Below are 26,486 nucleotides of genomic sequence, written 5' to 3'. Positions count from 1 at the left end.
AACCCGGAAGCTAAGGCCTGGCTGCGGCGATGGTACTGCACTCGAGAGGGTGTGGGAGAGTAGCGCGCCGCCGCATTCTACTTGAGGGGGTTCCCGTCGAGCGTCACGCTCCGGGAACCCCCATTTTTTTATCTATCTTTCAAACGCAGACTCAAGTTGCGTACTCTTCCTTACTGCAGTCGTACTTTGTATCACCTGCTGTGTGATGGCGGCCTGCACATTGAACTTTCCTATGCGTTGATGACCGCGCGAATTCTGCAAGGCACGGGAACGGGAGTCGCACTGCCGCTGATGTTCAATATCATTCTTGAATAGTCGCCGAAAAGCAAAATCGGCATGCTGATGGTTGCGTAGGCTGGGCACGGTTCGGCCGGAGACACACAATTCGTGACTGCCACCCAATCGGATGCGCACCGGGGCTTTGTGTTCCTCCCAATCGTGATGGCATGCGCCATGCTCGCCACCTACGCGCTTCCGTGTCCAAACACTAACTGCATGACACGTAAACGTCCCATTTCCTCCACCCGCTGGATGAAACCGGACAGTACGGGGGTGTATGTACGTCCAGATTCATCCACTCACTGGATGAATCTGGACGCCGGAAGGCCTGTCAACGTACCGATTCCTCCAGCGGCTGGAGGAATCCGGACTGTGAGAGGCTTGGCAGCGGGTGGATTCATCCAGTGAGTGGAAGATTTGGGACGCTGAGAGGTGAGTTGGCAGGTGAATTGTCCCAGGGGGTGGGGGATTCGGTACGCGGGAAGTTCGCGTGTGGGCAGATTCCTCCAGCGGGTGGGTGATTTGAGACGTTGCGACACGCCGATTTGGGTTTTAGGAAAAACTGTTGTATTCTAGTCAAGTTGCGTTTCACGGATAGACACTGTGAGATGTTGCATAATTGGAGAATTCGCCTAGTGGTCTATGGCGCACGCTTGGAAAGCGTGTTGGTGTAACAGCCTCACGAGTTCGAATCTCGTATTCTCCGCCAGTAGGGCTTCCGGATGATTCCGGAAGCCCTTTTTTTATACCGAAAAACGGTGATTCCCCCAATGGTCTGTTGTGTAGATGTGCGACGAAGAAGTTGCGAAACAGTGGGGGAGTTGCGCATATCGCTGATTTCGTTCGCAGTGGCATGCCGCCTTGCATTACGCTCAGAACGGTGACCGTTACCAGTGGAGAGAGATTACCGGTGGAGATTGCCGGAAAAGAAGGAGGGCGGCGATGGTTGAATCCGACGATGAGCTAGATATTCAGCGTGAACTCGATACCCGCGATTCTCTGGCTTCGATGGCTCGTTATCATGCATCATCTCCGAGCGCCATCACTACGCAAGTGTTGCCGCCAAGCTTCATTCCCACGGCGACCGGGCGTATTCGTCCTGTGACCGGTGCGTTTCCCGCAATCCAGTCGGACGCGCAGGAAAAGCAGTCGCAGCTTGGCCGCTCCGTTCGATCCATACGTTCATTGGCTGCGGGATCGCTTCGTAAATCGCAAGATTCCACTGCGGACGGTAATAACGAAGACAACGGCAATAACGGCGTTACGCCCCGCATAGCATCCAGCGCCCCGCACTACGTCGACTGACCGTCGACATTGCTTCGACTTAAATTTGATAAAACAGGCCTGATTCCAACCTAATTACAGTCCGCTTTATCGATTAGTCATCACCGCCGGATAATGCTCCGACTATCAGTTGGCCGACCTACTCAACAATCGTAATGAATGGGCTTGCCGGCAATCCAAGATCGTTGTACAGCAGACTGGAAATAGCCGGATTTCCACTCCACCAATAACGCACTTGGGTTACCGCATTAAGATTCGAACTTCCATCAGCGGCACTCAGCACAATCTGATCACCCTTGATTGCAGCCGCTGCCGAACCCCATTTTCCGGAAATGTCAGCAATTTCAAAACCTTGCAATGATTCGGAAGTCGGTATTGCAACATTAGCAATACCATCCAAAGGCGTCGCGTTCGAATTGGCTGTGTAGTCAGGTACGGTTGCGCTCGCAGTCTTCGAATAATTGGGTTTTTCCGCCTGCAAACCGGTTGCCGTGCCCTTTTGGAACGACAATACGATCGTACCGTCGGAAGCATGCTTCGCATGTGCGATAAGAGGTCCGTTGGGAACGGCCTTGCCTTCCGACATTGCCAGATATTGCGCGGCCATGCGCGCGCCAAGAATATCCTTGCCAAGCGGATGTATCAACGTTGAAGTGCCCTTGTCCGTATCTAGCGACACCGTCATTGCAACGTTGGAAGCATTGTGCAATCCGACGTTCTTTAACGTGCTCAACTGTGCGAATCGCACGTTTTGAGTGTACTGATAGCCAGGCCAACGCGCCAACTGCACATACAGGAACGGCAGATCATCCTGGTCGAACACTGCACGATACTGGTTGATCAGCGACGTCATCTGAGATTCGTATGCCAATGCGGTCGCCTCGTTCATGGAATCATCGCACCCCTGATACCACAGCACGCCCGCCACATGGAAGCCCTCCAAAGGCGCAATATGGTTCGCGTAAATATCGCCGCCCTTCACATGGTTTCGAATCGGCGTACCGCCCCATGCGGTTTGAATAATACCGACGGGAACATTCGGATGCGCGGCGCGAAGCTGCATGGCGAACTGCTGTGCCAAATAGCTGAAATGCTGCGAATTGTCGGTGGTTGCCTCAAGCCAGGAATCGGCCTGCTCGTTCACATCGCGTAACGGAAAATCAGTACCTTTCGAGGAATTGGCGCTCGCCACGAAATGCACGTTTTTGTCGGAAAGCTGCTTCGGCAAATCGTCGGTCGTTACCAAACCACCGCCGAAATTATAGGCATTGCCTGAACCCTCGTAGTATTGCGAATAATTCAATTCCATATTCGACTGTCCAGCAGCAACAAATACATCGCCTACATACACGTTTTTCAGAGTCAACAAAGTGGTTTCGTTGTACGAAATCGTTAATGAATATGGCTTAAGACTTGTTTTCTGCTTAGGTAAAGTGCAAGTGAAATCACCGTTTTTGGAAATTTTTGCTTGTGCTGATGATGATTTCTTTCCTTGGGAAATCGTTGTGACCAGCTGTGTTGGGTTAACGGTTTTTCCACGTTGTGAAGTCTGCGCAGTTCCTTTGATTACCAGCGTTTTTCCACGTTGGAAAACCATGTTCTCCATGTAGTAGGAGGGGAGTTGTACCGATGCGCGGGTCGCATAGTTTGCGGACGAATCGTCGCTTGTGCTGGAGCTGCTTGTGCTGGAGGAGCTGGAGTCGCCGGAACTGTTCGAGCTGCTGGCGTTACCGGCGTTGGAATTCGCTGAACCGTCGCCCCATTTCGGCCCGCAGCCAACGATGATCGCCACAAGTATCGCCATGGTCACTACGACGGCAATAATCACGCGTGCCAGTCGTTTCCTGTTCAAAGCAGCCCCTTCCGCATGACGTGGTTAAAGCATATCTGCATGTCGTAGCCTAGCCATTTTTGCTACGATACGCACAAATATGGTCATCCGATCGTTGTTTGCCTGTTGTATTGTCGGAGTCGTTTCTTTTGCCTGTCATTTGACTGAGGGGCGGTTTCTTTTGAATCGTTAACGCTTGTTGCGTTTGCGAAGTCTTGAGAATGGGAATTTCAGCGTTTCTTCTTTTGTCTGCCGTTTGCCTTTCTTTTGATCTTAGGATCAAAAGAAACGTTGAGTGTGTGAAATAACGCGAAAGAGAGTCGGGAGAAACGTAAAGCGGTAAGGCTGATGGCCGGTTTGATTGGTCGCGTTGCGATCAACTGATTTACTGGAGGAATTAATCGTCCAGTAAATCGGTTGCGTCGGTTGCGTTGGATTAGTCGGCAGCGCCGTCCGTGGCTGCGACTCCGTCCGTTCCATCAGCGCCGTCACCGCCATCGGTGGCCGCGGATTCGTCACTCTTCTGCAAAGCCTGCTTGAACTGCTTGGCCTGTTTGTCGTACTCGGCTTTTGCGGCGTTGGCTTTGCTGATGGTAGCGGAAGTGTCTGCTGCGCAGCTCAGCGTTTTCGGCGCGGTAACTTCCGTCTGGTGCAGTTCGGCAAGCTTGTCGAGGTCGTAGGATTTGTCAAAACTGGTGAACGCTTCGGAGATCTTCGCCTTCAGCTGGAACGCCTTGGAGTAGGAGGCGTTCATGGCCGTAACGGCTTCCTTGCAGTCGTTCAGCGCGGCCAGACCGCGCATTTGCTGCGAGGCACGCACGCCTGTGAATCCGAAGATCGCGCCCAGAACGACAACCACGACGACTACGGTGATGATGATCTGACGGTAGATGTGCTTTACGTGCTGGTCCGTCCAAGCGTCGCCGTCGCTGATGCCTTGCGCTATGGCTGCGTCGAACAGGTCTTGCGGCTGTCGGGATTCGCTGGCAAATGTTCTGTTGGCGGTCGAGCTGTTGACTGCGATACCGCTGGCAGCGGCGTCAGTGCTGTCGGCAGAAGTGTTGGTCGTTGCGCTTCCGGCAAGTGTTCTCGGTGCGCGTGGCGAGGTGCTTTCCTCGCTTGGCTTCTTGCCATGCCGTGCCATAACCCCTCCAGAATCTGCCTACTATTCTGTACTCCCCGGTGACAGCTCCCCGTCCGATCAATGCTGACCGCGCCGAGCGCCCACCTGAAATGCCAATATACAGCGTATGATACCCGTCCTTTCCCGATTTCCCACACTCGTGTTGTAGTCGTTAATGCATTCAGGTCCTCTCCGGAGTTTTATTCGTCTGTGGTAACTTCTTAAAAATTTTTAGAAGTGTTGGTGGAAACTTCTTAAAATTTTTGAGAAGTGTTATGCTGGGATTGTTGGGTGTTTCGCAATGGACGGCGAAAGGAAGAACTTATGGTGCCGGATAATCCACATGAATCGTATGCCATGCTGGTTCGTGAGTCCATGCAGTTTGACATTCCTACGCCGTCACGCCGCATCGAAATCATACGCGAGCTGCCGCAGCCAGCAGTGTTCAATGCTGTGCACATCATCACTGGCATCCGACGTTGCGGCAAAACGTTCTATCTTTTCCAGAAAATTCATGATTTGTTACAAAACGGCGTCTCGCGTAATGATATTTTCTATTTCAACTTCGCTGACGATCGTTTGCAACCAATGCAAGACACCGTGCTCAACGATATTGTTACGGAATACTGGCGGCAATATCCTGACTCTCGTGACCATGGCTGCTATCTGTTCCTTGACGAAGTGCAAGAATGCGCCAATTGGCAGGGATTCTGCCAGCGCATAGCCGAACATGAAGCTGTGACGCTAGTCATTACTGGATCGTCTTCGAAACTGTCCAGCGAGGAAATCGCAACGAATTTCCGAGGAAGATCGCATCCGCATGCCATGATGCCACTGTCTTTCCGAGAATTCTGCGACTTTCGAGGAATCGAAACGCCTTCAAAAGGCAGTACTCTTGCCGATGCCGTGTTTTCTCCGCGAGAGATTACTAGATTTGAAGCCGCATACAACGATTATTTGACTATTGGTGGCTTCCCTGCAGTGCAACGTATGGTTGAAGCTGATCGTATTGAAACGCTCCAAGGTTACGTGCGGGACGTGGTTGCGCGTGACGTTGCCGAGCGTCTTGGTCGTGAAAACATTACTCTCGCCACGCAGATAGCGCTGTTTTTGCTGCGCAATACGGCCTGCGAGCTGTCTACCAATGGTCTTGTGGAAACGTTGCGAGCGGTCGGCTGGAAAATCTATTGGGATAAGGCGAATACGTTACTCGAGCTGTTCAAGCAGGCATTTCTGGTGTATCAGCTTGAGGAGTATTCCACCATGCTCAAGCCGGGTAGTACTGCGGTGCCGAAAATGTATGCCGTCGATCAGGGTATGGTTTACGCGGTGTCACGCGCCAACCAGCAAGATATTGGAAAACGACTGGAAACTGCGATTTTCTGCGAACTGCAGAGACGAACTTCCGGCAGGCGTACGGAAACAATCACTTCGTACACTATGCCGACGTCCAAACAGGAGAAAGTTGACTTTCTTATCGGCGATGCTCTTGCTACGGAACCGTATGGGCTTATTCAAGTGTGTGCCAATATGGGAAATGAGAAAACCAGGGCGCGAGAAATCGGCTCTCTGCAAGCGGTTATGCAACGTACCAACGTTGATTCTGGCCTGATTCTCACGCTTAACGAGGAAGAAACCATTGAACTTCCCGATTCCACTGGCACGATCCACGTACTCCCCTCCTGGAAATGGTCCCTCTACGAAGCGTGATGGGAAGGTCAGCGAGAATGCTGGAAAGGAGATATGGAAATGGATGATGTCATGTCGGATGTCTCTAACGAGCTAGTCGATTCTTATCAGTGTGTAATGCGTGAGATGTGGGGACCGGGATGATTTTGGAGTTGGGGATGGACGGGGTTGTGGGTTGCAGTTAGAGTTGGCGATTAGGGCGTTTGCGCCGAATTATTTGGGGTTGATGACTTTATTCAAGAGAGGCTGACGAATGGTTTCGCCACATCATGTTGTGAAGATTGCGACTGCGCTGTCTGCGGTTGCGTTGACGGCTTCCGTTGCGGTTGCGCCGGCTTACGCATTGCAGGATATTGCGATTGAGGATTCTGTTGCACGCAATGCAGTGCAAGGCGGTACCAATTCTGCGCAAAATGGCGTTGTTGTGCAGTCTGACGATCAGTCGGATGATCAGACGGGCGACCAGCAATCGCAAGACAGCATGCCCGACAATCCGAATGCGAAACTTCCGGATAACGTCAGTGACGAGATTTCCGACGATGCCACCGTGGTTTCGGAAGACCTGGCCGTCACCCCCGAAGGTGAGGTCAAGAATATTGAAACCGGCGAAACCGTAACCGATGCGACGCTGGTCGGTACGCAGGATCAGCAGCCTGACCCGCTCGCCAAAACCAACGGCGAATCCTTCATTCCGGTAAGTGCGGAAGATGTCAAAAATGCTGTAGCCGACGCGAATGACGCAAATAGCGCGGAATCGCAATCCGAGCAATCCGACGCAACCGTGAAACAATCCGTGGAACAACCTTCGGCGAAGGTGAGTGCGCAATCTGCGCAATTACAATCCGCACAAGCGCAATCCACGCAATCCAACACGAAAGTACAAACAGCCAAATTCGAAAGCAATGAATACGGCGCGCACTGGGGCACCTACAACAATTCGAAAGCCTTCTTTGATTACCAGAACAACCTGTTCGTGCAGCAAGCCAAAGGCGTGATCGACGTTTCCGGATGGCAAGGCGATATCGATTGGGCCAAAGCGAAAGCCGACGGCGTGGAAGGCGCGATCATCCGCCTCGGCTACGGCGAAGGCAACAATGCCGACAAGAAAGCGCAACGTAACATTTCCGAATGCAAGAGACTTGGCATCCCGTTCGGCATTTACTGGTATTCCTACGCGGACACTCCGGCGCTCGCCAAAGAAGAAGGTGCCGACGTGGTCGCCAAACTCAAGCAGTTTGGCGTGAATCCGAGCGATCTGGCGTACCCCGTGTATTACGACCTGGAAAAGTGGACGTGGGAAGGGCACAAGCCGCCCACCGACCCGAACGTGTACAACAATATCGTCAACAATTGGTACAGCGCACTGCAGTCCGCCGGATACAAGAATCTGGGCGTCTACTCGTACACCAGCTACCTGCAAGGGCCGCTGAAACATGCCAACATTTACGCTAAAACCGCGTGGGTGGCGCAGTACGGCGCTCGCATGGGATTCGACTCGTTCCCGACCAACAGTCGCGGATGGCAATACACCAGTACCGGCAAGGTGGACGGCATCAGCGGCAATGTGGATATGAATGCGTTTGGGAACAAGGAGTTTGTGAATGGCGGGAGTAGCAATGATTTACAAGCGGCCATTGATGTACGCAAAATGACTGCAGTTACCATTCCGAATGGCAATTATTACATCAATGTTCGTTCCAAAGTCGCGTCCAGTGTTGATATTCCTGGGGGAAGTGCTGCAGATTCCACCGCCATTCAGTTGTATTCCGGTAACAGTTCCAAGGCTCAACAGTTCACTTTTACTAGGCAGTCTGATGGGAGCTACGAGATCGTCAATGTGAATTCCGGCAAGGCTTTGGATGTGCGCAATGCCGTTGCTGAGAATAACGCTATAGTGCAACAGTATTCGCGGAATAATTCTCAGGCTCAACGATGGTTTATTCGTGATTCTGGAGCGGGATATTATTTGCAGTCCGCTCTCGGTAATTGGGTTTTGGATTTGAGCGGCGGAAATACTGCGGATGGTGCTGCGATTCGGCTGTATGCGCCGAATGGTACCGCTTCGCAGTTGTTCGTTGTTTCGTCAAGCGACGTCAGCATAACTACTGGAGTGTCGATGATTATCACTTCGGTTGCGAATAAAAAACTTGTCACGGATGTGACGGGTGCGTCAACGGCGAACGGGGCACGAGTTCAGCTTTATTCAAGTAATAATACGAACGCCCAGAAATATCGATTTGAATCAATTGGCAATGGAACTTATAAGATTGTCAATATTAATTCGGGCAAGATGCTGGATGTGGCTGGCGGATCCACTGCTAATGGAGCGGCATTGCAGCAATATACGAGTAATAACACTGTTGCTCAGCAGTGGACGGTGCGGAATTACGGCAGTGGCAAGATTGCGTTGGTGTCGGTGAACGCCAACAAAGCTGTCGATATTCCAGGTGGCAATGCTGTGCAGCAGGCTCAGCTGCAGCTTTATTCGCCGAATGGCACCGTTGCTCAACAGTGGTTGGTTGCAAAGGCGCCGTTAACGTTGCGCGAACGTTTGAACGAAACCGCAGCCAAGCATAGGCAGGATCTGCCGGATGGTACGTACACGTTCGGATCGAAGCTTAATACGTCTATGAAGATGGATGTAAGCGGCGCTTCCCGTTCAAATTATGGAAACGTGCAGATTTGGGCAGGTAATGGTACCAATGCTCAGAAGTGGAAAGTGACGCATGATTCCAACGGGTATGTGACCTTGACCAGTGTGAACTCCGGCAAAGTGTTGGATGTGAATGGCGGTGTATCTGCCAGCGGAACCAACGTGCAACAGTACGATTCCAATGGAACATACGCTCAGAAGTGGATAGCTGTCAAGAATTCTGATGGCTCGTATACGTTCCAGTCAGCGCTCGCAGAAAATGCGGTTCTGGATGTGAATGGTGGTTCCAGTGCAAACGGCACTAATGTGCAGTTGTATACTTCCAACGGAACAAATGCCCAAAAGTGGGTGAAATAGCCAAATGGCTGATCTGCTTTCTGGGAACATCCGCAACAGATCAGCCATTTTTTACATTATGGTTTTATTTGTATCTTTTGGACTACCTATGAACGGGACAGCAATTGTTAGCGCAAATGTGAAGAGTAGACCTAGAGAATATCGGACTTGATGGGCTGGAAGAATCAGCATTGTCAATTCCAAAAAAAGAACTGGGGTGAAATAAATCAAATTTTTCCACTTCTTTCGTGTGATGCATGCGCCCACTGAGAGACAAGGAATCCATGCCGTATACAAACTTTCTGATCCAAGAAAAGAGAATGGGGGAATTCTATTTAGGAGATTAACTAAGGGCAAAGCTATTCTAGATTGCAGAGTTGAGGGAGTGCACTCTTTGTATTCTGGAAGGATTGCGTACCCTCCAGCTTCGTACCATCCGCATCGAACGGAGCTTGTGTAGTAGTACGTTGGACCTACAAGGAAAGCGTCTTTGAGGAATGTGACTGAGCTGAAATAGCTTATAGGATACTTAAAGAATAGTTTGACCCACAGCATGAGAAAATTAACTCGGTCTTTTGACGTTGAAGTTGTCTTATAGCCATAGTGTTTGGCATTGTCTGTTGTCAGAGGATCGTAGTTCTTTTTCGCCTTATCGATCTTAAGTACCCTGCTAATTGTCTGTAGATCCGAAGTTGACAGTTCATTCTGATGATCAATCAGTACTTTGGTGATTTGCTGAATCGGTACAGAAAGAGGTTCCTGCGGACCACCTGGTGCGATATGCAAGACTGGGAACAGCAGGCTCGGAATTATGATCAGCGTGATTAGGGGCGGAATAAGAGCTGATAAGAGGATTTTGATTCTGTGAGAAAAGAAGAAAAGGAGGATGGCGGTTGATGGGGTGGTGACGTATATGGATGTTTTTTTGGTTAATCCAGCGATTACAGCAAAAAGGATGAGTGTAGCTACTAACTTAGTGCTGATGTCCTGTTTTTGGGACAACCGAAACACTGTTTCTGCAAAAAGAACAGCCCAAATCAAAAAGAACGGAACCCATGTAGTGTCTTTCAAGATGACTGTCATGTACATGGAGAAACACGGGACTAGAAGTATAAGGGCGAATAGACAAATGAACACCTTCTCGGGGATTTTGGCACGTGTGTTAACCCAAGCCAGGGAGAGTATTAATGAAAAAGACCCCACGAGTAATTGTAAAATAATCAGAAGTTGGAACCCGACGATTTCATGTCCGAAAAACAGGCCTATTTTGTCAAATGCTCCGTAGATAAAGGAATCCAAGAAGGGATGGTGATCAGTAAGATTATATCCATCTAACCATTCCATGGTCATGGGATCCCATGCCCTAAATCCGCGCATCTGAATGAGCTGCACCATGGAGTCTACGTCGATGATAGCTGGACCGTTGATTATTGCGATGGGGAGCCAAAATACAAAAACTAGAAGCGTGCTTAAAAGTATATTTTTTTTGTTACCTATATTTATTGTAAGTATTGAAGATAAAAGTTTCGAACGTCTGTTTATTGTATCCTGTTTTAAGACAAGTTGAACTGCAAATATCAGTAGTTTATACAGGAAGAGAGATATGAAGAAAAATTGAAATACGAGAAAAGCGACATACCGTTTAGACGACCAAGCAGGGTCACCCACAGTGTACCACGGGAAAGAAATACTGTCGCGACTCTGGCTTTCTGTTTTCCCTGAAAAAACAATAGTCAAGGATAAGATAGCAGAAACAACTGCTAGAACTCGTTTGGAGAATTTATCGAATGTAACAGATGCCTTATGCGTGTATAACGCGATAATTGCGAATACTCCCAGCAAAGAACTGATAGGCCCCTGACGGCTAAGGGTATCAAGAAAGGCGTTTGTATCGATGTCTCCTGCAGCGAGCCCATACGTCGGCAGTCTAACAGCCAGTGCAACATATGTTAGGCAAGCTGCAGGGGTGGATAGAAGGATAATTGACTTAGCGTGCTTCATGCTAGCAGGACTCCCCGAACATTAAATATGGATTTTCTAGAAGTTCTCACTGATGAGAGCTACGTTTTAAAAATGCGATTTGATTCGCATTAAGAATGTATTCTTTCCGATCATTCTTGGCCATGACGTCAAGGATGATTCCTGTGACAATTAGGAGAAGGCCCGCTATAACGAGCATCACGGCACCGATGAGCGTGGGGAAGCGTGCAACTATGCCAGTGTGTACGAAATCAATGCCTACGCTGCCGCAAAGAACCAAACCAATGATGTCGATGACCAAGCCGAGGCCGCCAAAAAAGGGAAGTGGTTTGTACTCACGGATCATGCGGAAGATGGTGCTCATCACTTTGATGCCGTCGCCAACAGTATCAAGTTTGCTGACGGAACCTTCAGGACGATCGCGGTACTGAATCGGCATCTCGAAAAGACGGAGATTGTTGTTCAACGAGTGGATGGTCATTTCAGTTTCGACCTCAAAGCCGCGCGACAGCACTGGATAGGTCTTTACAAAAGTGAAGGAAAAAGCTCGGTATCCAGTCATAATGTCGGTTACATGCGCGCCGAACAGTCCATTGATGGATCCGCGCACGAGCCTATTGCCGAAGTTGTGGAATGGGCGTTTGTTTTCTTGGAAGTACGTGGAGCTCAGACGATCTCCAATCACCATGTCGTAGCCTTCAAGAATCTTGTCGACCATAGCAGGTGCTGCGTCAGCTGGATACGTATCGTCGCCGTCAGACATGATGTACACGTCAGCGTCGATATCTTCGAACATGGCTCGAATGACATTGCCCTTGCCTTGGCGCGGTTCCTTACGCACGATAGCGCCTTCTGACGCAGCGATCTCGGCGGTGCGATCAGTGGAATTATTGTCGTAAACGTAGATGTCTGCTTGAGGCAAAGCAGTCTTGAAATCGCGAACGACCTTACCGATGGTCACTTCCTCGTTATAGCAGGGAAGTAGCACGGCAACGGAGGGGTTTGGGTTCTTTTCGAGCATGTAAAACACTATAGCTTCTGCTGTGGTCGGAGACGGGTGAGATAAACTTGTTAAGCAAAGCCGATGCTTATTTTAGTGTGTTGCCAATGTATGGCGCTAAAGATAAGACTGGAATGAGGCGCTCTCTGTTTTGCGAGACTAGATTCGAATGGACGCTATGGTCAGTTGGTGCGCTTATTTATGACACTTAATATCTTGTCAGTAAGCGGGTGAACGAATAAGGTATCTACTATTTTTGCGATGCAGCTTAGGGCAAGGAATACGGCAATGACAATAGAGAATGCTGCTATACCTCGAAGCAAAAGGTTATCAGGAGCATAGCAGATTCTAGACACATATTCCCATAAGATCCTGAATCCGAAGATGTTCTCATGAAGAAGATAGATTCCAAACGTCGTGGAAGAAATCCCTACTATGGTTCTACTAACAAGCTCTGGGACTCTGTCGAAATTAATGCGTGAGATGATAATGAAGACGAATGCTCCTATCGCTATTGGGAATAGTGTTATTCCGTTGTGAATTTGGTTTGTCCAGCCGAGTGCACTGCTAATGGGCGATGATGACGATGCGAAATAATTAAATAGCAGCATTAACAGTGTCATGAAAACGATGCCTGCAAGCATGGGGGCTGTGCTGCGCATTCGCTTCAAAATCTCTGTATTGTTCTTTTTGATAAAAGCGCCAATCAGATAACCGAAAATGGCATATGTCAAATTGTTCCAGTTGGAAACTCGTCCAAAGATGAGGATCTGGATGCTTAAAAAAGAAAAAAGAACGAGCAGACTTAGATTAGCGCGCTTGGAAAGTGATTGACATAAGGAATTGATGAATGGCGCACATAAAAGCATGAGTATGTATGCGCTGATGAACCAGTAGCTCCCATAGAAGAATGGGAAAAAGCTGGCGGCTATAGTCCGGAATAGCTCGCTTCCTTGCATTAACGGTTGTATGACTGTCGGGTATTTATAGAATATTCCAATGATTAAAAGTGTTATAAAAAAACCGCTTGAGTAACAAAACATCTGAAACCATGTTTTGAAAATGCGTCTTCTTTTAAAAGTCTTATCTATCAGGAAATAGCCAGAGATTATAAAGAAGATAGATACGCCAACTTGTCCATATTGCACAATCAAGAACTTGAGAGCGTTTGTCCATCCTGGTTCCTGGATGAGCATTAAATCATAATGATGTGTATTCCAGTTGAAATGAATGATGGAATGGCATGCGACAATCAGCAGCATGGCGATTATCCGAAGAAGCTCAATTGATACATTTCTCTTATTGGATGATGTGTTCACTTTTTATCAGGTCCTGTGTCTTATGTGGTGTATTTATCGTAGCAAGACAAGCGGATGGTTGGTTGTGTGCTGAGGATTTTGCGAAGAAAACGGTAGGGGCATTATCTTGGGGTCGTAAGTCGATAGACTTGTCAGTCGTGAATACATTTGTGAAGAGGATTCAAGAGCGCTACCACTATTCGCTGGTAGTGTTGAAAGAGCTTGTCAAGACGGATTTTAAGCTCCGCTATCAGGGGTCGTTTCTCGGAGTTGCATGGTCCGTTCTGCGTCCATTGATGCTTTTTTGCGTGATGTACGTAGTGTTTGCGAAGTTCTTACGCATGTCGGACGGAACATCGACGTATCCAGTTGTTCTGCTACTTGGAATTAGTACGTGGCAGTTTTTCGGAGAAGCCACAGCGACTGGTTTGAGAGCGGTTGTGGATCGTGGTGACTTGCTTCGGAAGATACATTTCCCGAACTATATCGTGGTTGTCTCTGCCACTATTGGTGCATTGATCAGTTTGGGTATCAATCTTTTAGTGGTTGTGATTTTTGCTATCTTCTCCAAGATCCAGTTCACTTGGAGAGTTTTGCTGCTGCCCTTAAATTTCATTGAATTGTATGTGTTGGCACTGGGCGCAGCTCTCTTGATGGCAACGATGTATGTCTATTTCCGCGACATCGCTCACCTATGGGAAGTTCTGCAGCAGGTACTGTTCTATTCGATTCCGGTTATTTATCCGCTTTCCATGGTGATGGATAACGATTCTTTGGGCAAATGGGGCTTGATTATTGCGAAAATACAGCTACTCAATCCGATTGCGCAGACGATTCAAGATATTCGGCACAATCTGATTGCCCCAGAAACGCAACCTACCGTGTGGACACTCGTAGGGAATCCTTTGATTGCGATCATTCCTGTTATTCTCGCGTTCCTGTTGCTTGCGCTGGGCGTGCATGTGTTCCGGAAGCATAATCGTAAATTCGCGGAGGTCATGTGATGCTTAATACACAGTCTCAATCTGCTTCCATCAAGGAAGTGGATCGTCCGGTTGTCCTTTCAGTTGAGCATGTTGGCAAATACTTCAAACTTCCAACAGAGCAAGCGAGCGGTTTGAAGCAGGCCTTCATTAATTGGACTAAAGGCATCAAAGGCTACAAAGAACAGCATGTGCTTCGAGACATCAATTTTGAAGTCCACCAAGGTGACTTCTTTGGAATTGTAGGCCGTAACGGCAGTGGCAAGTCAACGTTGTTGAAACTGATTTCCGGCATATATGTTCCAGATTCCGGAAGGATTGAGGTAAAAGGTAAGCTCGTTCCTTTCATCGAGCTTGGGGTCGGCTTTAATCCTGAGTTGACCGGTCGAGAGAATGTTTTCCTCAACGGAGCTTTGCTTGGTTTTACCCGTGAAGAAATCGAGGACATGTACGACGACATCGTCGAGTTTGCTGAGCTTGAAGAGTTCATGGATCAGAAGCTAAAGAACTATTCATCTGGTATGCAAGTTCGTTTAGCGTTTTCTGTTGCTATCCAAGCTAAGGGCGACATTCTGGTTCTGGATGAGGTTCTTGCTGTCGGTGATGAAGCATTCCAGCGTAAGTGTGATAACTATTTCGCGAAGGTGAAAAAAGATCCGACAAAGACCGTTATTTTAGTGACGCATGATATGGGCGCAGTGAAAAAGTACTGCAATAAGGCGGTTCTTATTAAAGATGGCGAAGTCATTGTTAACGGGAATAAAGATGATGTTGCTAACCGCTATACCTTGGAAAATATGCGTGCTGATAAACGTGACACGGATAATGACAAAGCGGATGAATATCCAACAGGTTTGAACGCCAGAGTCCCAATGTTGCGGATTAATGCGCTTAGTAAGCAGATTCTGACATGCGATGATACGTTCCAGTTTGAAGTGGAATACCAGTATGACGAGCCAAACTCGTATTATCTTGCAATTGCTATGCACGACATAAAGCGTGGCGGAGTCACTTACGATACTGGAGCCAATGTGATTAAGCTGAACCAGCATGGTCATTGCAAGGTGAAGTTTGAAGTGCCGTTGAAACTATTTAACAATGGGGAATTCAAGCTTGTTGTGTCGCTACGCACCCAGAATGCAGAGAATCCAAACCTTACCGACATGGTTGCGTTCACGAATGATGACAACTGCTGTATCTTTGCGGTTCGTGATGAGCATACTCGTGATTATGCATTACTGAATGATAATGCGTTGCAGATCAAACAAATTAGATGAGCTGATAGGGACGTGATCGAATGTATGTTCGATCACGTCCCTATTTTTATTTGTCGAGATAGCGATGCATGGAGTTCTATACTGCTTCAGAGTTCAAATAATCGTTGGCAACGTGCTCATGGGAGTTATTATTTTTTTTTTGGAATTCTAAAATAGTTTCCGTAGTAACGGGTAAGATAGGTATTCCATGCGGGATGCGCCATCATAGAGAAATTTCGGTATCTCATATTTTGCGTTGGAACTCAATCGCCGATGGGGTAGAGGCCGGTAGAATGTGACTCATCTATATTTTCAATACTACGAGTCATTCCTGTGGCTTCCTCAAAGGATAAAACATAGCTGATAGCATCTTTAAACAAGATTATATGCTCAAGATAAAGTTCTTCTATTGTAAGAGGATGCGTTGCGGGAAGGTAAGGAGTGTTTCCCGTTCTGTGCCTTGAAATCTTTCTCGAGTATTTTTAACGAAAGATGCACGTTTGGCTGAAGTTCGATTCCATGCACATTCTGGGGCGGACGTTATCCTTTGGAATCTGAGGCACGCGGCTTTTTTGATGTAGTTATAGTAACCGGACATTATGTGTGAGAATAAAAAAGATGGCATCAGTGGAGATGAAAGTGGGTTACGCTGTTACTTATGCGACATTTTTTCCAGGTTGATGAGAAGGACGCTGCGCAGATAGAAAATCTTAGCAAGCGTATGCAAAGGCTGGTTTATGGTGCGGTGGATTATAATTCACTGATCCAACCGGGGAGAACTCTGACATATAAGCTGTATATGGGCGAAAAATGGCAGTATCCGCGTTTAACGGATACCTCTACTCTTAGTGGGGACATTACCGAACAAATGGGGCTTGTTCCGTTTATGGTTTTTAAGGCTACTTCTGTCAGCAGAAATCAAACTGATTTCTCTCCCCACTATTTTGCAGGTGATGACCAGATTCTTGATCATAATGTCCGTCATATCTTGTTGACGCCGGATGAGGCAACAGATAAAGATGTCGAGCTGAATCACCCGATTGACAGTAAAGCTGTCAAGCTCTATAACGCACTAGAGGCATCCGTTCCTGCCGCATTCGATGTATTTCGCGACATGAAGAGGGCGCTACGTGAAAATATCGGGAAAAAGCCGATTCCGCAGATCATGGCTAGAAGTGCGGACAACGTCAACAACGCTGGTGAAGTCCAACATCCATGGGTTGAAATTACGCCGGGGAAGGCCCCTAAGGGGAGCCCGCGAGCTGTGATTGTTGCTATGCATTGGTTCCAGGCTGGAGGAGCTGAACGTTGGGCGTTGGAAACAGTGAAACTTGTCCGTGCTGCGGGATTTATCCCGATTGTCATTACTGATCGTGATGGGCATCAGCCATGGATTGCTAATCCAGCGTTTGATGACGCTATCCTATTGCCTATGACCATGCCGGTACAAGAGCGTCCGGGGGATTCTCCAGTATTGCGTGCTTTGTTTGAACAGTTTGATATTGCTGGTATTTTGATTCACCACTGCCAGTGGATGTATGACAACGCGTGGTGGGTTAAGACGCATTTCCCTCAGACTAGAATCGTCGATTCATTGCATATTGTGGAGTATTACTTCCACGGTGGGTTCCCTAAGGAATCCGTAGCTCATGATGAGTGGATTGACCTGCACCATGTCATTTCCCCCCAACTCGAACATTGGTTAATCAACGATCATCAGATTGCTCCAGAGAAAGTCGTAGATGCTCCTTTGGTTGGCCTGACTGCTGATGCTAAGACTCCAAGTTTTAAAGAGCGAGATAAGACGAAGCCTTTTACTGTGGCTTACATTGGTCGCATGGTTCGTCAGAAACGACCTGAGGCGTTCATTCTTGCGGCTAAAGCTGTGAATGCGGCTTATCCTGGAAAAGTTCGTTTCATCATGCAAGGAAATGGAGATATGGATGCTTTTTCCGACATGATGATCAAACGATATGGGTTGGAAGAAGTCATAGAGCGCCGAGCGCTGGATGCTCCTGTCGCTCAGACATATCGGGATGCGGATGCGTTACTCATCTCGTCAATTAACGAAGGCATCACCTTGACGAGTATTGAAGCCATTAGTGCTGGAGTGCCCGTTCTCTCAGCTAATGTTGGTTCTCAAGAAACATTAATTCCTCCAAGGGGTTTGTGCCGTCGTATGACTTCAAACTTTGTACATGACGCAAAATCCGCACTGTCTCATATTTTGAATAATGAAGAAGATCGCAGGAAGCTTTGGGAGAGTGAACTTACTCGTCTTCAGAAGTTCTCTGAGCTTGAATCTGCTGAGGCATATTTCAAGAAGATGTTGAAGGAGTGGCACGACTGATGTCAACAGACGTGAGAAAAGTAGCGGCCGTTGTCGTAACATATAACCGTCTTGAGAAGTTGAAAAAAGTTTTGGCTTCGCTTGAATCGCAGACGAGACTTCCGCAGATGTTGGTCATTGTTAACAATGCTGCAACGGATGGAACTGCGGAATATTTGCAGGAGTATGCTCAGCGATTCGCCTTGTCAGATTCCATGCAGTTGGATATTGTCACGCTTGAGAAAAATGAGGGTGGTGCAGGAGGCTTTTCTGCTGGCATGCGTCGCTCCTATGAGCTGGGCGCTGATTACGCTTGGATTTTTGATGATGACGGTTATCCGGAACCTGATGCTCTAGATAAGTTGGTGCTCGGGTACGATAGCGCAGTAGCGGAGCTGGGGCCTGACGTACCTTTTGCCTGTTCCATGGTGAAGTTTATTGACGGAACTATCTCGGAAATGAATAATCCGATTCCGACATGGGATTGGGGAAGGTTGAAAGCTAAAGGACTTGACATTGTCATGGTTTCCCGATGCTCCTTCGTTTCTGTCTTAATCCCACGTTGGGTGATGGAAGCTTTTGGCTTGCCGTATAAGGAATACTTCATTTGGTTCGATGATGCTGAGTACACGCTTCGTATAACGAAGTCTTGCCCTGGCGTGCAGGTACTTGACAGTGTCGTTCTCCATGATATGGGTGTTAACCGGGGAGTTAACTTCTCCATGATTGATGAGAAAAACGCTTGGAAGTTCTCTTACGGAGTTCGTAATGAGGCTTCCTATCACTTGCATCATGAAGGTTTTTATCAGTATTTGCGTTTTTGCGCGCTGGTCTGGAACGGTATGCGACATGGAAATGTTGCAAAGCCGTTGAGAAAGAAGATGTACAAAAAGATGATTGAAGCGTGGAAGTTCAATCCGAGAGTTGATTATCCACAAGTAGCTGCAAAGTAAAAACAGCGAGTGGCGGTACACGTCGAGAACCGACTCTGATGTACCGCCACTCACTGCTTTTATTTACTTGATTGATTGAAAATTCGTTGCCAAGTATTTATGCTGCAGAAATCGCTCTCTCGATAAAGGCGAGAAAGCTTGTTCCACTGCTTCAAGATATTGGCCGCTAGATGTACGCAGCGGAAAAGCTCCTTGCGGTACAACTTGCTGTCTCGCTTGAACCAGGCCGCTCCGTTTCCGTCAGCAGTAGTTACAAGTGCCGACGATACTTTGTTAAAAGCCGGCCAGATTACATCCTTGGACATGATGGACACTTGAGGGTGAGTGTCTTTTATTCCGCTCGATTGAGAAAAGAATGCAGAAATAACGGATTTGAGCCCTATCTTCGTGACGGTTTTGGGATCCGACGGAATGAATGTCGGTTCATAGTCTGCAAGTGCCGCTGGAAAATCGTCGAGATTATGCAGAACAAGACTATCTGTGAAACCTTCTCTTGCTTTACGAACTTCTGCTAGTTTCTGCGGGAGGCATCTGACGATGTATTCCGGCCCCTCGGTCAAATCGCGAAGTGCCATATGGTTTAACTTCATGGCAGAATAAAGAAGCTTTGTTCCTAGATGAGCATCTTCATAAAGCATTCGGAAAGCAAACTTTTTGCTTGGTACGGGGAAATGCATAAGAGTGCAGAGCCAACGATTCCTTTGAGCGAAATACTCCTCCCAAGTTCTGGAAATATCCTTATCATGCCATGCTTGGTGCCACACGGCGACACCGGGAAGACATATAGTCGGAATGTTGTTTTCTTTGGCACGCAAGCCGAATTCCACATCGTCATATTTAATGAAAACCGGCATGGAAAGACCAATTTTCTTCAAGACCTCCGTGGGGATGAGGCATAGCCACCAGCCGTTGAAGTCAGGATTGATCCTCTTATGCAGTTCAGGAGTATCCCTTAGCGGGTTTACAGCAAAATCATGATTGTAATGTGTGCCGGTGGCTGGTGCTGGCATTGCAGAGCTTGCGTCAAAGCGCTCGCCGGAAGAGTACAGTACAGTTCTATTGTCCAGATGCAGCATTCCACCACCAACGAGAACTGGTCTGGTAGCGTAATCGGAAAACTGAAGGGCTCTTAATATGGCTTCAGGTTCGGTGATTGCGTCATCATCAAGAAGTAAAACGTATGCACTTTTCTGGGCCTTGACTGTTTCATACATCCCTCGTGAGAAACCGCCAGATCCGCCTAAATTGTCTTGCAGGATATATGTTAGCTGTTGCCCTAGGAGTTCTCTCGTTTGCTGAAAATCGGGTTGATCTTGTACTCGATCTGTTCCTTGATCGACGCAATAAATTGTATCTAAATGATCTCGTAAGTTTTTTTCGGCGGCAATGGTCTGAAGTTGATTCAAACAGTATGACGGTCTATTGAATGTGGTGATCGCAATTGAAAGAGACGAGTTGTGAGGGGCGCGCCTTTCTTGGGTGGGGACCTGCCATTGGGCGTCGGTAACGGTCAAAGAGTCATTCGAAGCGGATTCCATATCAGTCCAAATGAATCCGCCATCCATGAAGCCAGATAAGCTAATGTCGGCTTCGACGAATTCATCTTCTTGTGTCACAGGAATTGTGGTAACAGGAGAGGGGATTCCTCGGGCTGATGATTTCATGACGACGATACGTCCGACGCCGCCAACTTTCGCAATAAAACGTACGTTGGTAACTTTGGTCCAGCGTTGCCAGTAACTTGCCGGAAATGCGTTGAAGAAAGTGCACAATGAGACGTGCTGACCTGCTGCCAACTCAATTGAAGTTCGAGACTTAATTAAAACTGATCCCGCGGGAAGCTCTGTTTTACTTGCTTCTTGTGCTGAAAAGATCCCATTCCTGAGAGTCCCCGAGAGCTGTCGTTTACTTAAACTTGAGAAGGTGACTTTTTCCAGAGATTCTCGGGCATCAAATAGAGCTGGATCTGGGTGCGACGGTGTCCAATTGACAACGTAGAGAGGAAGCGTGCTTTCCGCGTCTGTAGTAGGGAAAACAATTCTATTAACTGCTTCCCATTCTTGGTTTTCTTCTAGTGCAGACATAACACCAGTATACGTTCTTGTTTTTCCCCCTCCAGAGCATCCTGACTGCCGTTTCCTTTTTATGGCACTCGATTAAACCAGTTTTCGCTGAGATATCCTTTTCCTGCGGTCTGGTCATACTGGATCAGACGATAATCCTCCAGTAGCTGTTTTGCTTCTGATGATAGATGCTTCTTTTTTATTAACTGTCCAGAAGAATCCAGATAGCTAGCTGACCCAGTACCCCAATCGGCATCGGTCGAGGCGAATCTGCCGGCTGCCGGTACAGATTGATGTACTTCTGTAAGCAGAGCTAGGAAAGGCGTGATTTTCGCATCCATGTGTTCTGCGGCGCTAGCCATAAAGAAGTTCGAAGACGAGTAATCGCTTTCTTCGGGCGATAGCTTTGAACCAGCGCTCGAAGAAGAAGAGTTAGACCATATGAAATAATCGCTTTCGTGTAAAGTGAGTTGATTTTCTTTGTACTTTGCTGCTGATGCGTAGATGCCAGGAAGATGGTCTCCGTAGAAAATGACAGTAATTGGCTGTTCTATCATATTTAGTTGATCGAGGAATGTGGCCGTGGCCTGATCGGTATAACTGATGCCTTTTGCATAGGTATCAATCTGAACTTCTTCGTTTTCATCGAGACCTGTTGAAGTATCTGCCTCTTTAAATTCATTGTTGGTGTAGTAGTCCCCGTATGGCAAATGGTTTTGCATGGTTACCAACTGAATAAACTGGGATTCTCCGTCAGATTGATTAAGCTGGTCGATCACATTTTGATATGCCGATGCGTCGCTAACATAGCCAGCGTCAATGTGATCCTGATATTTCAACGCCGGTTTGCTGTCGATTGTACGGAAGTATTTGAAACCGAATTTTTTATAATTCGAATCTCGAAGATAAAAATTCTTCAAATAGGGATGAAAAGCGTATGAGCATTGCGCCTGGCATGCATCATTCCAAATTTGATTGAAGGTGTATACGTTTTTTTGACTGGGTACAAGTTGTTGATAAGGAGAAATAAGCTGATCGTTAAAATTAGCGAGATTCATTCCAGTTAGAGACTGGTACTCGATGTTAGCTGTGCCGCCACCATAGCCTGGCGATAGCATAAGTCCTGAGGTGGTGACATCTTTCAAAGCTCGAATGTTAGGCATCGGATCGATATCAAAGGAGATGCCAGGAACACGCAGGGGATCAGAAAAAGACTCGGATAAAATGAGAATCACAGTGCTATCCGTGAGGATGTTTGCCCGTGATGTATTAATTTTATTTGCTTCTTTAGTGTAGCGAGCGGCTATCTTTTCCATAGTTTTTTTACTGTACTCGCTCGGCTTATCCATTGCCTTAACTCTTACGAGACTTTGAAATGTAGTGGCTGGGCCGTTTGATTTGGCATCTTCATAGGTGTTCCACGGGACAGGCTTGTATCCTAAGTTGGTTGCCAGAGTATAGGACCAAGCTCCAGGAATATTGAGATTCCATGTGTAGGAAACCAGAAGAACGATGCTGAGAATTGCAGCAAGTGCGCGAGATGATGTCCCAATTATATTTTTGGCATTCGAAGAGGGGTGTTTCCAAGAGCAGTGAATAAAGCGGCGTCTTCCATCAAGAACGAAAAGAAGAAGACAGGCACAAGAGAACCAGATTAATACGGTGATTGCTCCATTAACGAGAGCTTGCTGGTCTTTCGGTATGAAAGAAAGGAGGCTCCCGCCATTGCCATTTGATACAAAGCTAAGATCTGAAGGGAGAATAGGTTCGTTACGAAGTCCCATCTTGATGCTGTTCGCTACGCCGTAGGCAGTCATAGCGGCACCGAAAATAACGGTCGCTATCCAAAAGCGATTTAATACAAAAACTAATGCAAGGTAAATAAGCCCTATGCCAATGAAATTAAGGAGAAATTGATACTTTTGTTCAAGCCAAATCTGGCTGACGAATCTAGTGGTTTGCCCAGCAACGCTTTGCAAAATCTGAGTCGTATAATCAACCTCTGAATCTTCTGCATATTCGGGTTCGCTATACACTCCCCACTGAAGGAAGATGACTTCGGCAGAAGTCAATAGGGTGAACACGATGGCGTAGAACGCATAGGAGAACCTCATGCGCTTCTTCCACGGGTCATATGCTTTCCTAAAGAATTTGATGATGAGTTGAACGGCTTTGAAGTTGGTGAAGGTGTGCCATGCGGTCTTTACTGCTGTGGCGGCGACATGGATGGCGTGGCCGGTAGTTTTGGCGGCTTTTACGACTGCGTGCCCTGCGGTGGAAAGCGCGTTTGTTGTGGTGCGGGCTGCTTGCTTGCAGACTTCAAAGGCCTGCATCAGAGGATGTTCGTCAGTTTGCGCGAGTTGAATTTCGGCAGATAGGGGGGTGAAATGGATATTGTCGTTCCCTGCTTCGCCAAATGCTCCGTTGCCGGACTTGTTATCAGCCGTTTCTGGCAGATGGAGCGCGTCGACGTTGGGAATGAAAACGCTTGTGTTGTCGGAGGTGGCGTGAATTGCCGACTTCTGCGTATACAGCTTTGAACTGTGGTGACCTGAAAGGGTGGATGGAGCACAGGCGTTGCTGTCTTCGTTGTCCGCAAGAGGGCGATATGTTCCACCCGCAATCGGCTGCTTAGTAAGTTTTATGTATGAAGGTGCGCAAGCGTGACGGTCAGGCGAGAAAATAGGCATCGTCGCATCCTTCAAAAAGACAACCCCCTTATAATTGGAGGCTCTGTACAATTAAACCGGGTATATTTTAGTGTTCAGCTGTGGACGAACGGGTGCCTAGCGGATGTCTTAAAGGTAGCTGGAAGGTTAACTGGGATTTTGAGCGAGAACACATTCGGGTTTTGGTGTCTCGCTCAACTATGCGGTATGCAAGATTCTGACGTGCGCACAACCGTACTTAGCGAGCTAACGTATGCTGAAAATCCGCAGGATAATAAATCCTTTACCCCATTTCGGCTGGTGGGAACAGAAAATGAGCGCAGTACACGGACCAGGCAGCAAGCGTAATGCCATCAGTGATTTCTCCACCTGCAATCATCTGACACACTGTGCTGGCAGGAACATAGCGTGAATTCGAAAGTTCCCAGTCGGTAGGGTTGCAGACTTGCGAATCTTCTTCCGAAAGCAAGACCCTCGCGACGGCAATATTGTCGCGAAGAACGCCTGTGTCGGCGTGAATATGTTGCAGAATTCTAACCTGATCCCGTGAAACCGTGATTCCTGTTTCCTCAGACAGCTCACGGATAGCCGTATCTCGAGAATCCTCATCATCGGCACCCATGCCTCGTGGAAATTCCCAAGCCCATTGCCTGGTGGCTACCCTCCAGTGGCGTGCAAGAAGAAAAGTGGATGTTCCATCAGACAAAATCTGCTCTGCAATGCAAACAGCACCCGTTTTACCGTCTCGAACCGAAGCGACGTGAAACTGTAGGCGTTCTCCAGTTGAGCGTACGACCGCAGTATTTTTAGTTACAGTAAAACCTGCCCCACCATGCTCGCGGAACACTTCAGTTTCAGACTGAATATCAAGTGGAGGAATTCCATCTTCTACAGGAACAACGTGTTGGATTGAATCAGTAGCCATGTATCAATCCCCCATAAACACAACAGTCTTGGCGCTCGAATGCACACCTCTGATCCAGGCGAACAACTCTCCAAAATCAGGAACCACAGAAACAAACCAAGTAACAATAACAACCAGCCAAAGTGGGACTGTGCCATCGTTAAACCAAATTTGATCGCAAAACACCGAAATAAGAGCGAGCACAAATGCAAGTGCTGTCTTGTTCCGCATACTCTTGGCGTCGTCAAGAAGGCTGACTTCCTCGCTTGCCTTCTGAATAAGATAAGCAGTGTTCCTGGTGTGCAGCTTCTGCGTTCTTAGCGGAGTTGTGGGAGAACAGTTCCTCCAATTATCAATGGTCGTGCGCGCCTCGTAGCAGAAGCAAGAGAAAACATGATACGGCATGCCACCCAAAATCTCCGTTATAGACCCAGACAAAGTGAGGGAAGATGAAGGATTTGCAGTGGTGAGATATTTGAAAGAACGTACCATTTTGCGGAATATGCCAGCTTCCTCTTCAATGGAATCTGCCATACTTCTACCGGCAATCTGCTCATATGCATTTGGCGTGGCGGCGACAGCGATAAGGCATGCACCAAGATGAGTGGCAAGAGTCCGTTGGTAGACGAACTGATACCAAGATTTCAACAACTGATTCGGCGTACTATCCGCGCTATCCGTGCTGTTATGAATCTTTTCAGTTGGTGTTTTTCCTGCGTAAACTTCGACTGTGCCTAACTTGTCTGGATATTTCTTATCAATATAGGTAAAAGCTTCTGAACGTTGCGACATCTCAGCAACTTGTTGGAGTGTTTCGAGTGCATCTGCTGTTTTTGTCCCAAAAGGGTTCTTGGTCTTCAGATGCGTTTCCAAAATTAGGCTGTTCTGACAAGAGTATCTCGCAAACAGCTTATCGAAGTCCATGTTTTTAATCTGATTTTCACGTCCCTCGTTGATACGGTTACGCACGTCTTCAGCATTTTGATTCTCATAATATACTAATCCACAGGCGACTGCATCCAGCCAATCCTGCCATCGCTGGGCAAGATAAGCGTAAGTATCTTCGGACTTTTCAAAAAAAGAAGAAAAAGCAAAAGTGATAATTTCAGGTAAGTTTCCGATTTGTTGTTGCTTCCAAAGGTTGATTTTCTCGGTAAGATTTTGGTAAAATTCTGCAGGTTGCGAAAGTGCGTCAGTATAACTGATTGTGCAATCTAGTGCGCAATATTCCAATGGACGAATAGTATATTGGTCAGGCATTGCGGGGCATTTTTCAATTGCATTATGTAAACAATCGTCTCGTTTTGCCGCCTTCTGAGCCTTCGCCTGAACGGCCCCAACTGTGCTGAGCGTGAAGTTGAACAGGCATTCCTCAAACGAATCACTTCGGCCAGAGATAATGATGGACGGGCCATCTTTATATGATTTTCCAAGCAGCGAATTGACAGTATTGGGACCGAGGGCGAGAAAGAAGAGACCGTCGCAAACCTCTGCATCAGACAGCATGATTTGCGGGCAATACAGATATGCGGTGCGAATTATGCCGGCGAAATGCGTGGCGAATGAAGTGTGGGCGTTGAGTAGGCTTTCGCAGGTTCGTGTGTGCCATAGCTCTTCAACTGATGGGAGTGTGGTGCTGGAGATGTTTTGAGCTGATGACCGTTCGTCTTCCTGGCTTTGGGTTTCCTGGAGAAGCCTTTCCCAGCTGTGTTTCTGTTCCGTGGAATCGAAGTTTGTCACCATCGTGGCATAAGGGCGCTGGTTCATAGCGGCTGATTCCTCCTGAGATAAAAGGCTCACAGCTTTGATTGTACTGATGCGTCTGGTGGGGGAATGCTTTATGGGTTTGAATCGAC

17 protein-coding genes and 1 tRNA gene are annotated in these 26,486 nt (G+C 47.6%); 9 read left to right on the top strand and 9 right to left on the bottom strand.

Going from position 1 to position 26,486, the window contains the following annotated elements; translation table 11 throughout:
• Nucleotides 1-900: 900 nt before the first annotated feature.
• Both WMO36_RS04680 and WMO36_RS04675 read left to right on the top strand, forming a co-directional pair.
• Nucleotides 901-988: transfer RNA gene (locus WMO36_RS04680), tRNA-Ser, on the top strand.
• A gap of 233 nt (nucleotides 989-1,221) precedes the next feature.
• A complete protein-coding gene (locus tag WMO36_RS04675; RefSeq protein ID WP_302694967.1) occupies nucleotides 1,222-1,584 on the top strand; it encodes a hypothetical protein in 363 nt (120 codons plus the stop codon).
• 118 nt (nucleotides 1,585-1,702) lie between these two features.
• On the opposite strand, the gene WMO36_RS04670 is transcribed toward WMO36_RS04675, so the two are convergent.
• Nucleotides 1,703-3,160: a sialate O-acetylesterase gene (locus WMO36_RS04670; RefSeq protein ID WP_349076991.1), complete on the bottom strand. Its 1,458-nt coding sequence runs from the start codon at nucleotides 3,158-3,160 to the stop codon at nucleotides 1,703-1,705.
• Nucleotides 3,161-3,245: 85 nt separating this feature from the next.
• Here WMO36_RS04670 and WMO36_RS04665 point away from each other — a divergent pair, with 85 nt between their 5' ends.
• Nucleotides 3,246-3,434 (top strand): hypothetical protein, encoded by a 189-nt coding sequence (locus WMO36_RS04665; protein ID WP_349076993.1) that lies wholly within the window; start codon nucleotides 3,246-3,248, stop codon nucleotides 3,432-3,434.
• Between the two features lie 396 nt (nucleotides 3,435-3,830).
• Here WMO36_RS04665 and WMO36_RS04660 read toward each other — a convergent pair whose 3' ends face one another.
• Nucleotides 3,831-4,538, bottom strand: coding sequence for a hypothetical protein (locus tag WMO36_RS04660; protein WP_099595089.1), 708 nt, complete (start codon nucleotides 4,536-4,538; stop codon nucleotides 3,831-3,833).
• A gap of 303 nt (nucleotides 4,539-4,841) precedes the next feature.
• On the opposite strand from WMO36_RS04660, the gene WMO36_RS04655 reads away from it, so the two are divergent.
• Nucleotides 4,842-6,227: an ATP-binding protein gene (locus tag WMO36_RS04655; RefSeq protein ID WP_229067292.1), complete on the top strand. Its 1,386-nt coding sequence runs from the start codon at nucleotides 4,842-4,844 to the stop codon at nucleotides 6,225-6,227.
• 232 nt (nucleotides 6,228-6,459) lie between these two features.
• Complete coding sequence (locus WMO36_RS04650; protein WP_349076983.1) at nucleotides 6,460-9,216, top strand: RICIN domain-containing protein; 2,757 nt, start codon at nucleotides 6,460-6,462, stop codon at nucleotides 9,214-9,216.
• 51 nt (nucleotides 9,217-9,267) lie between these two features.
• On the opposite strand, the gene WMO36_RS04645 is transcribed toward WMO36_RS04650, so the two are convergent.
• The 3 genes from WMO36_RS04645 to WMO36_RS04635 form a co-directional block, all read right to left on the bottom strand.
• Nucleotides 9,268-11,196, bottom strand: coding sequence for a DUF6020 family protein (locus WMO36_RS04645; RefSeq protein ID WP_349076981.1), 1,929 nt, complete (start codon nucleotides 11,194-11,196; stop codon nucleotides 9,268-9,270).
• A gap of 46 nt (nucleotides 11,197-11,242) precedes the next feature.
• Complete coding sequence (locus WMO36_RS04640) at nucleotides 11,243-12,196, bottom strand: glycosyltransferase family 2 protein (RefSeq protein ID WP_291786660.1); 954 nt, start codon at nucleotides 12,194-12,196, stop codon at nucleotides 11,243-11,245.
• A 161-nt stretch (nucleotides 12,197-12,357) separates the two neighbouring features.
• A complete protein-coding gene (locus WMO36_RS04635) occupies nucleotides 12,358-13,437 on the bottom strand; it encodes an acyltransferase family protein (protein ID WP_291786658.1) in 1,080 nt (359 codons plus the stop codon).
• Between the two features lie 194 nt (nucleotides 13,438-13,631).
• Between WMO36_RS04635 and WMO36_RS04630 the strand changes: the two genes are divergently transcribed.
• The 4 genes from WMO36_RS04630 (at nucleotide 13,632) to WMO36_RS04615 (ending at nucleotide 18,994) form a co-directional block, all read left to right on the top strand.
• Nucleotides 13,632-14,477 (top strand): ABC transporter permease, encoded by an 846-nt coding sequence (locus WMO36_RS04630; protein ID WP_291786681.1) that lies wholly within the window; start codon nucleotides 13,632-13,634, stop codon nucleotides 14,475-14,477.
• Entirely contained in the window at nucleotides 14,477-15,733 is a 1,257-nt protein-coding gene (locus tag WMO36_RS04625; protein ID WP_099595084.1) for an ABC transporter ATP-binding protein, read from the top strand. The genes WMO36_RS04630 and WMO36_RS04625 overlap by 1 nt, the downstream gene beginning before the upstream one ends.
• 637 nt (nucleotides 15,734-16,370) lie before the next feature.
• Complete coding sequence (locus tag WMO36_RS04620) at nucleotides 16,371-18,062, top strand: glycosyltransferase (RefSeq protein WP_349076978.1); 1,692 nt, start codon at nucleotides 16,371-16,373, stop codon at nucleotides 18,060-18,062.
• On the top strand, nucleotides 18,062-18,994 hold the full coding sequence (locus WMO36_RS04615; protein WP_085381170.1) for a glycosyltransferase family 2 protein: 933 nt from the start codon (nucleotides 18,062-18,064) through the stop codon (nucleotides 18,992-18,994). The genes WMO36_RS04620 and WMO36_RS04615 overlap by 1 nt, the downstream gene beginning before the upstream one ends.
• Before the next feature lie 59 nt (nucleotides 18,995-19,053).
• On the opposite strand, the gene WMO36_RS04610 is transcribed toward WMO36_RS04615, so the two are convergent.
• From WMO36_RS04610 to WMO36_RS04595, 4 genes are all read right to left on the bottom strand, one after another.
• Nucleotides 19,054-21,078: a glycosyltransferase gene (locus WMO36_RS04610; protein ID WP_349076976.1), complete on the bottom strand. Its 2,025-nt coding sequence runs from the start codon at nucleotides 21,076-21,078 to the stop codon at nucleotides 19,054-19,056.
• Between the two features lie 59 nt (nucleotides 21,079-21,137).
• On the bottom strand, nucleotides 21,138-23,747 hold the full coding sequence (locus tag WMO36_RS04605) for an LTA synthase family protein (protein WP_349076974.1): 2,610 nt from the start codon (nucleotides 23,745-23,747) through the stop codon (nucleotides 21,138-21,140).
• A gap of 262 nt (nucleotides 23,748-24,009) precedes the next feature.
• The gene (locus WMO36_RS04600; RefSeq protein WP_316103835.1) at nucleotides 24,010-24,651 is read right to left on the bottom strand and encodes an NUDIX hydrolase; all 642 of its coding nucleotides are present in this window, start codon (nucleotides 24,649-24,651) and stop codon (nucleotides 24,010-24,012) included.
• Nucleotides 24,652-24,654: 3 nt separating this feature from the next.
• Complete coding sequence (locus WMO36_RS04595; RefSeq protein WP_349076972.1) at nucleotides 24,655-26,430, bottom strand: hypothetical protein; 1,776 nt, start codon at nucleotides 26,428-26,430, stop codon at nucleotides 24,655-24,657.
• Nucleotides 26,431-26,486 lie beyond the last annotated feature (56 nt).

This window comes from Bifidobacterium hominis, from assembly GCF_040095915.1.
GTDB classification, from domain to species: domain Bacteria; phylum Actinomycetota; class Actinomycetes; order Actinomycetales; family Bifidobacteriaceae; genus Bifidobacterium; species Bifidobacterium hominis.
Note: the sequence above shows the minus strand (reverse complement) of the source record. Positions and strands in the feature narration are given on the sequence as shown.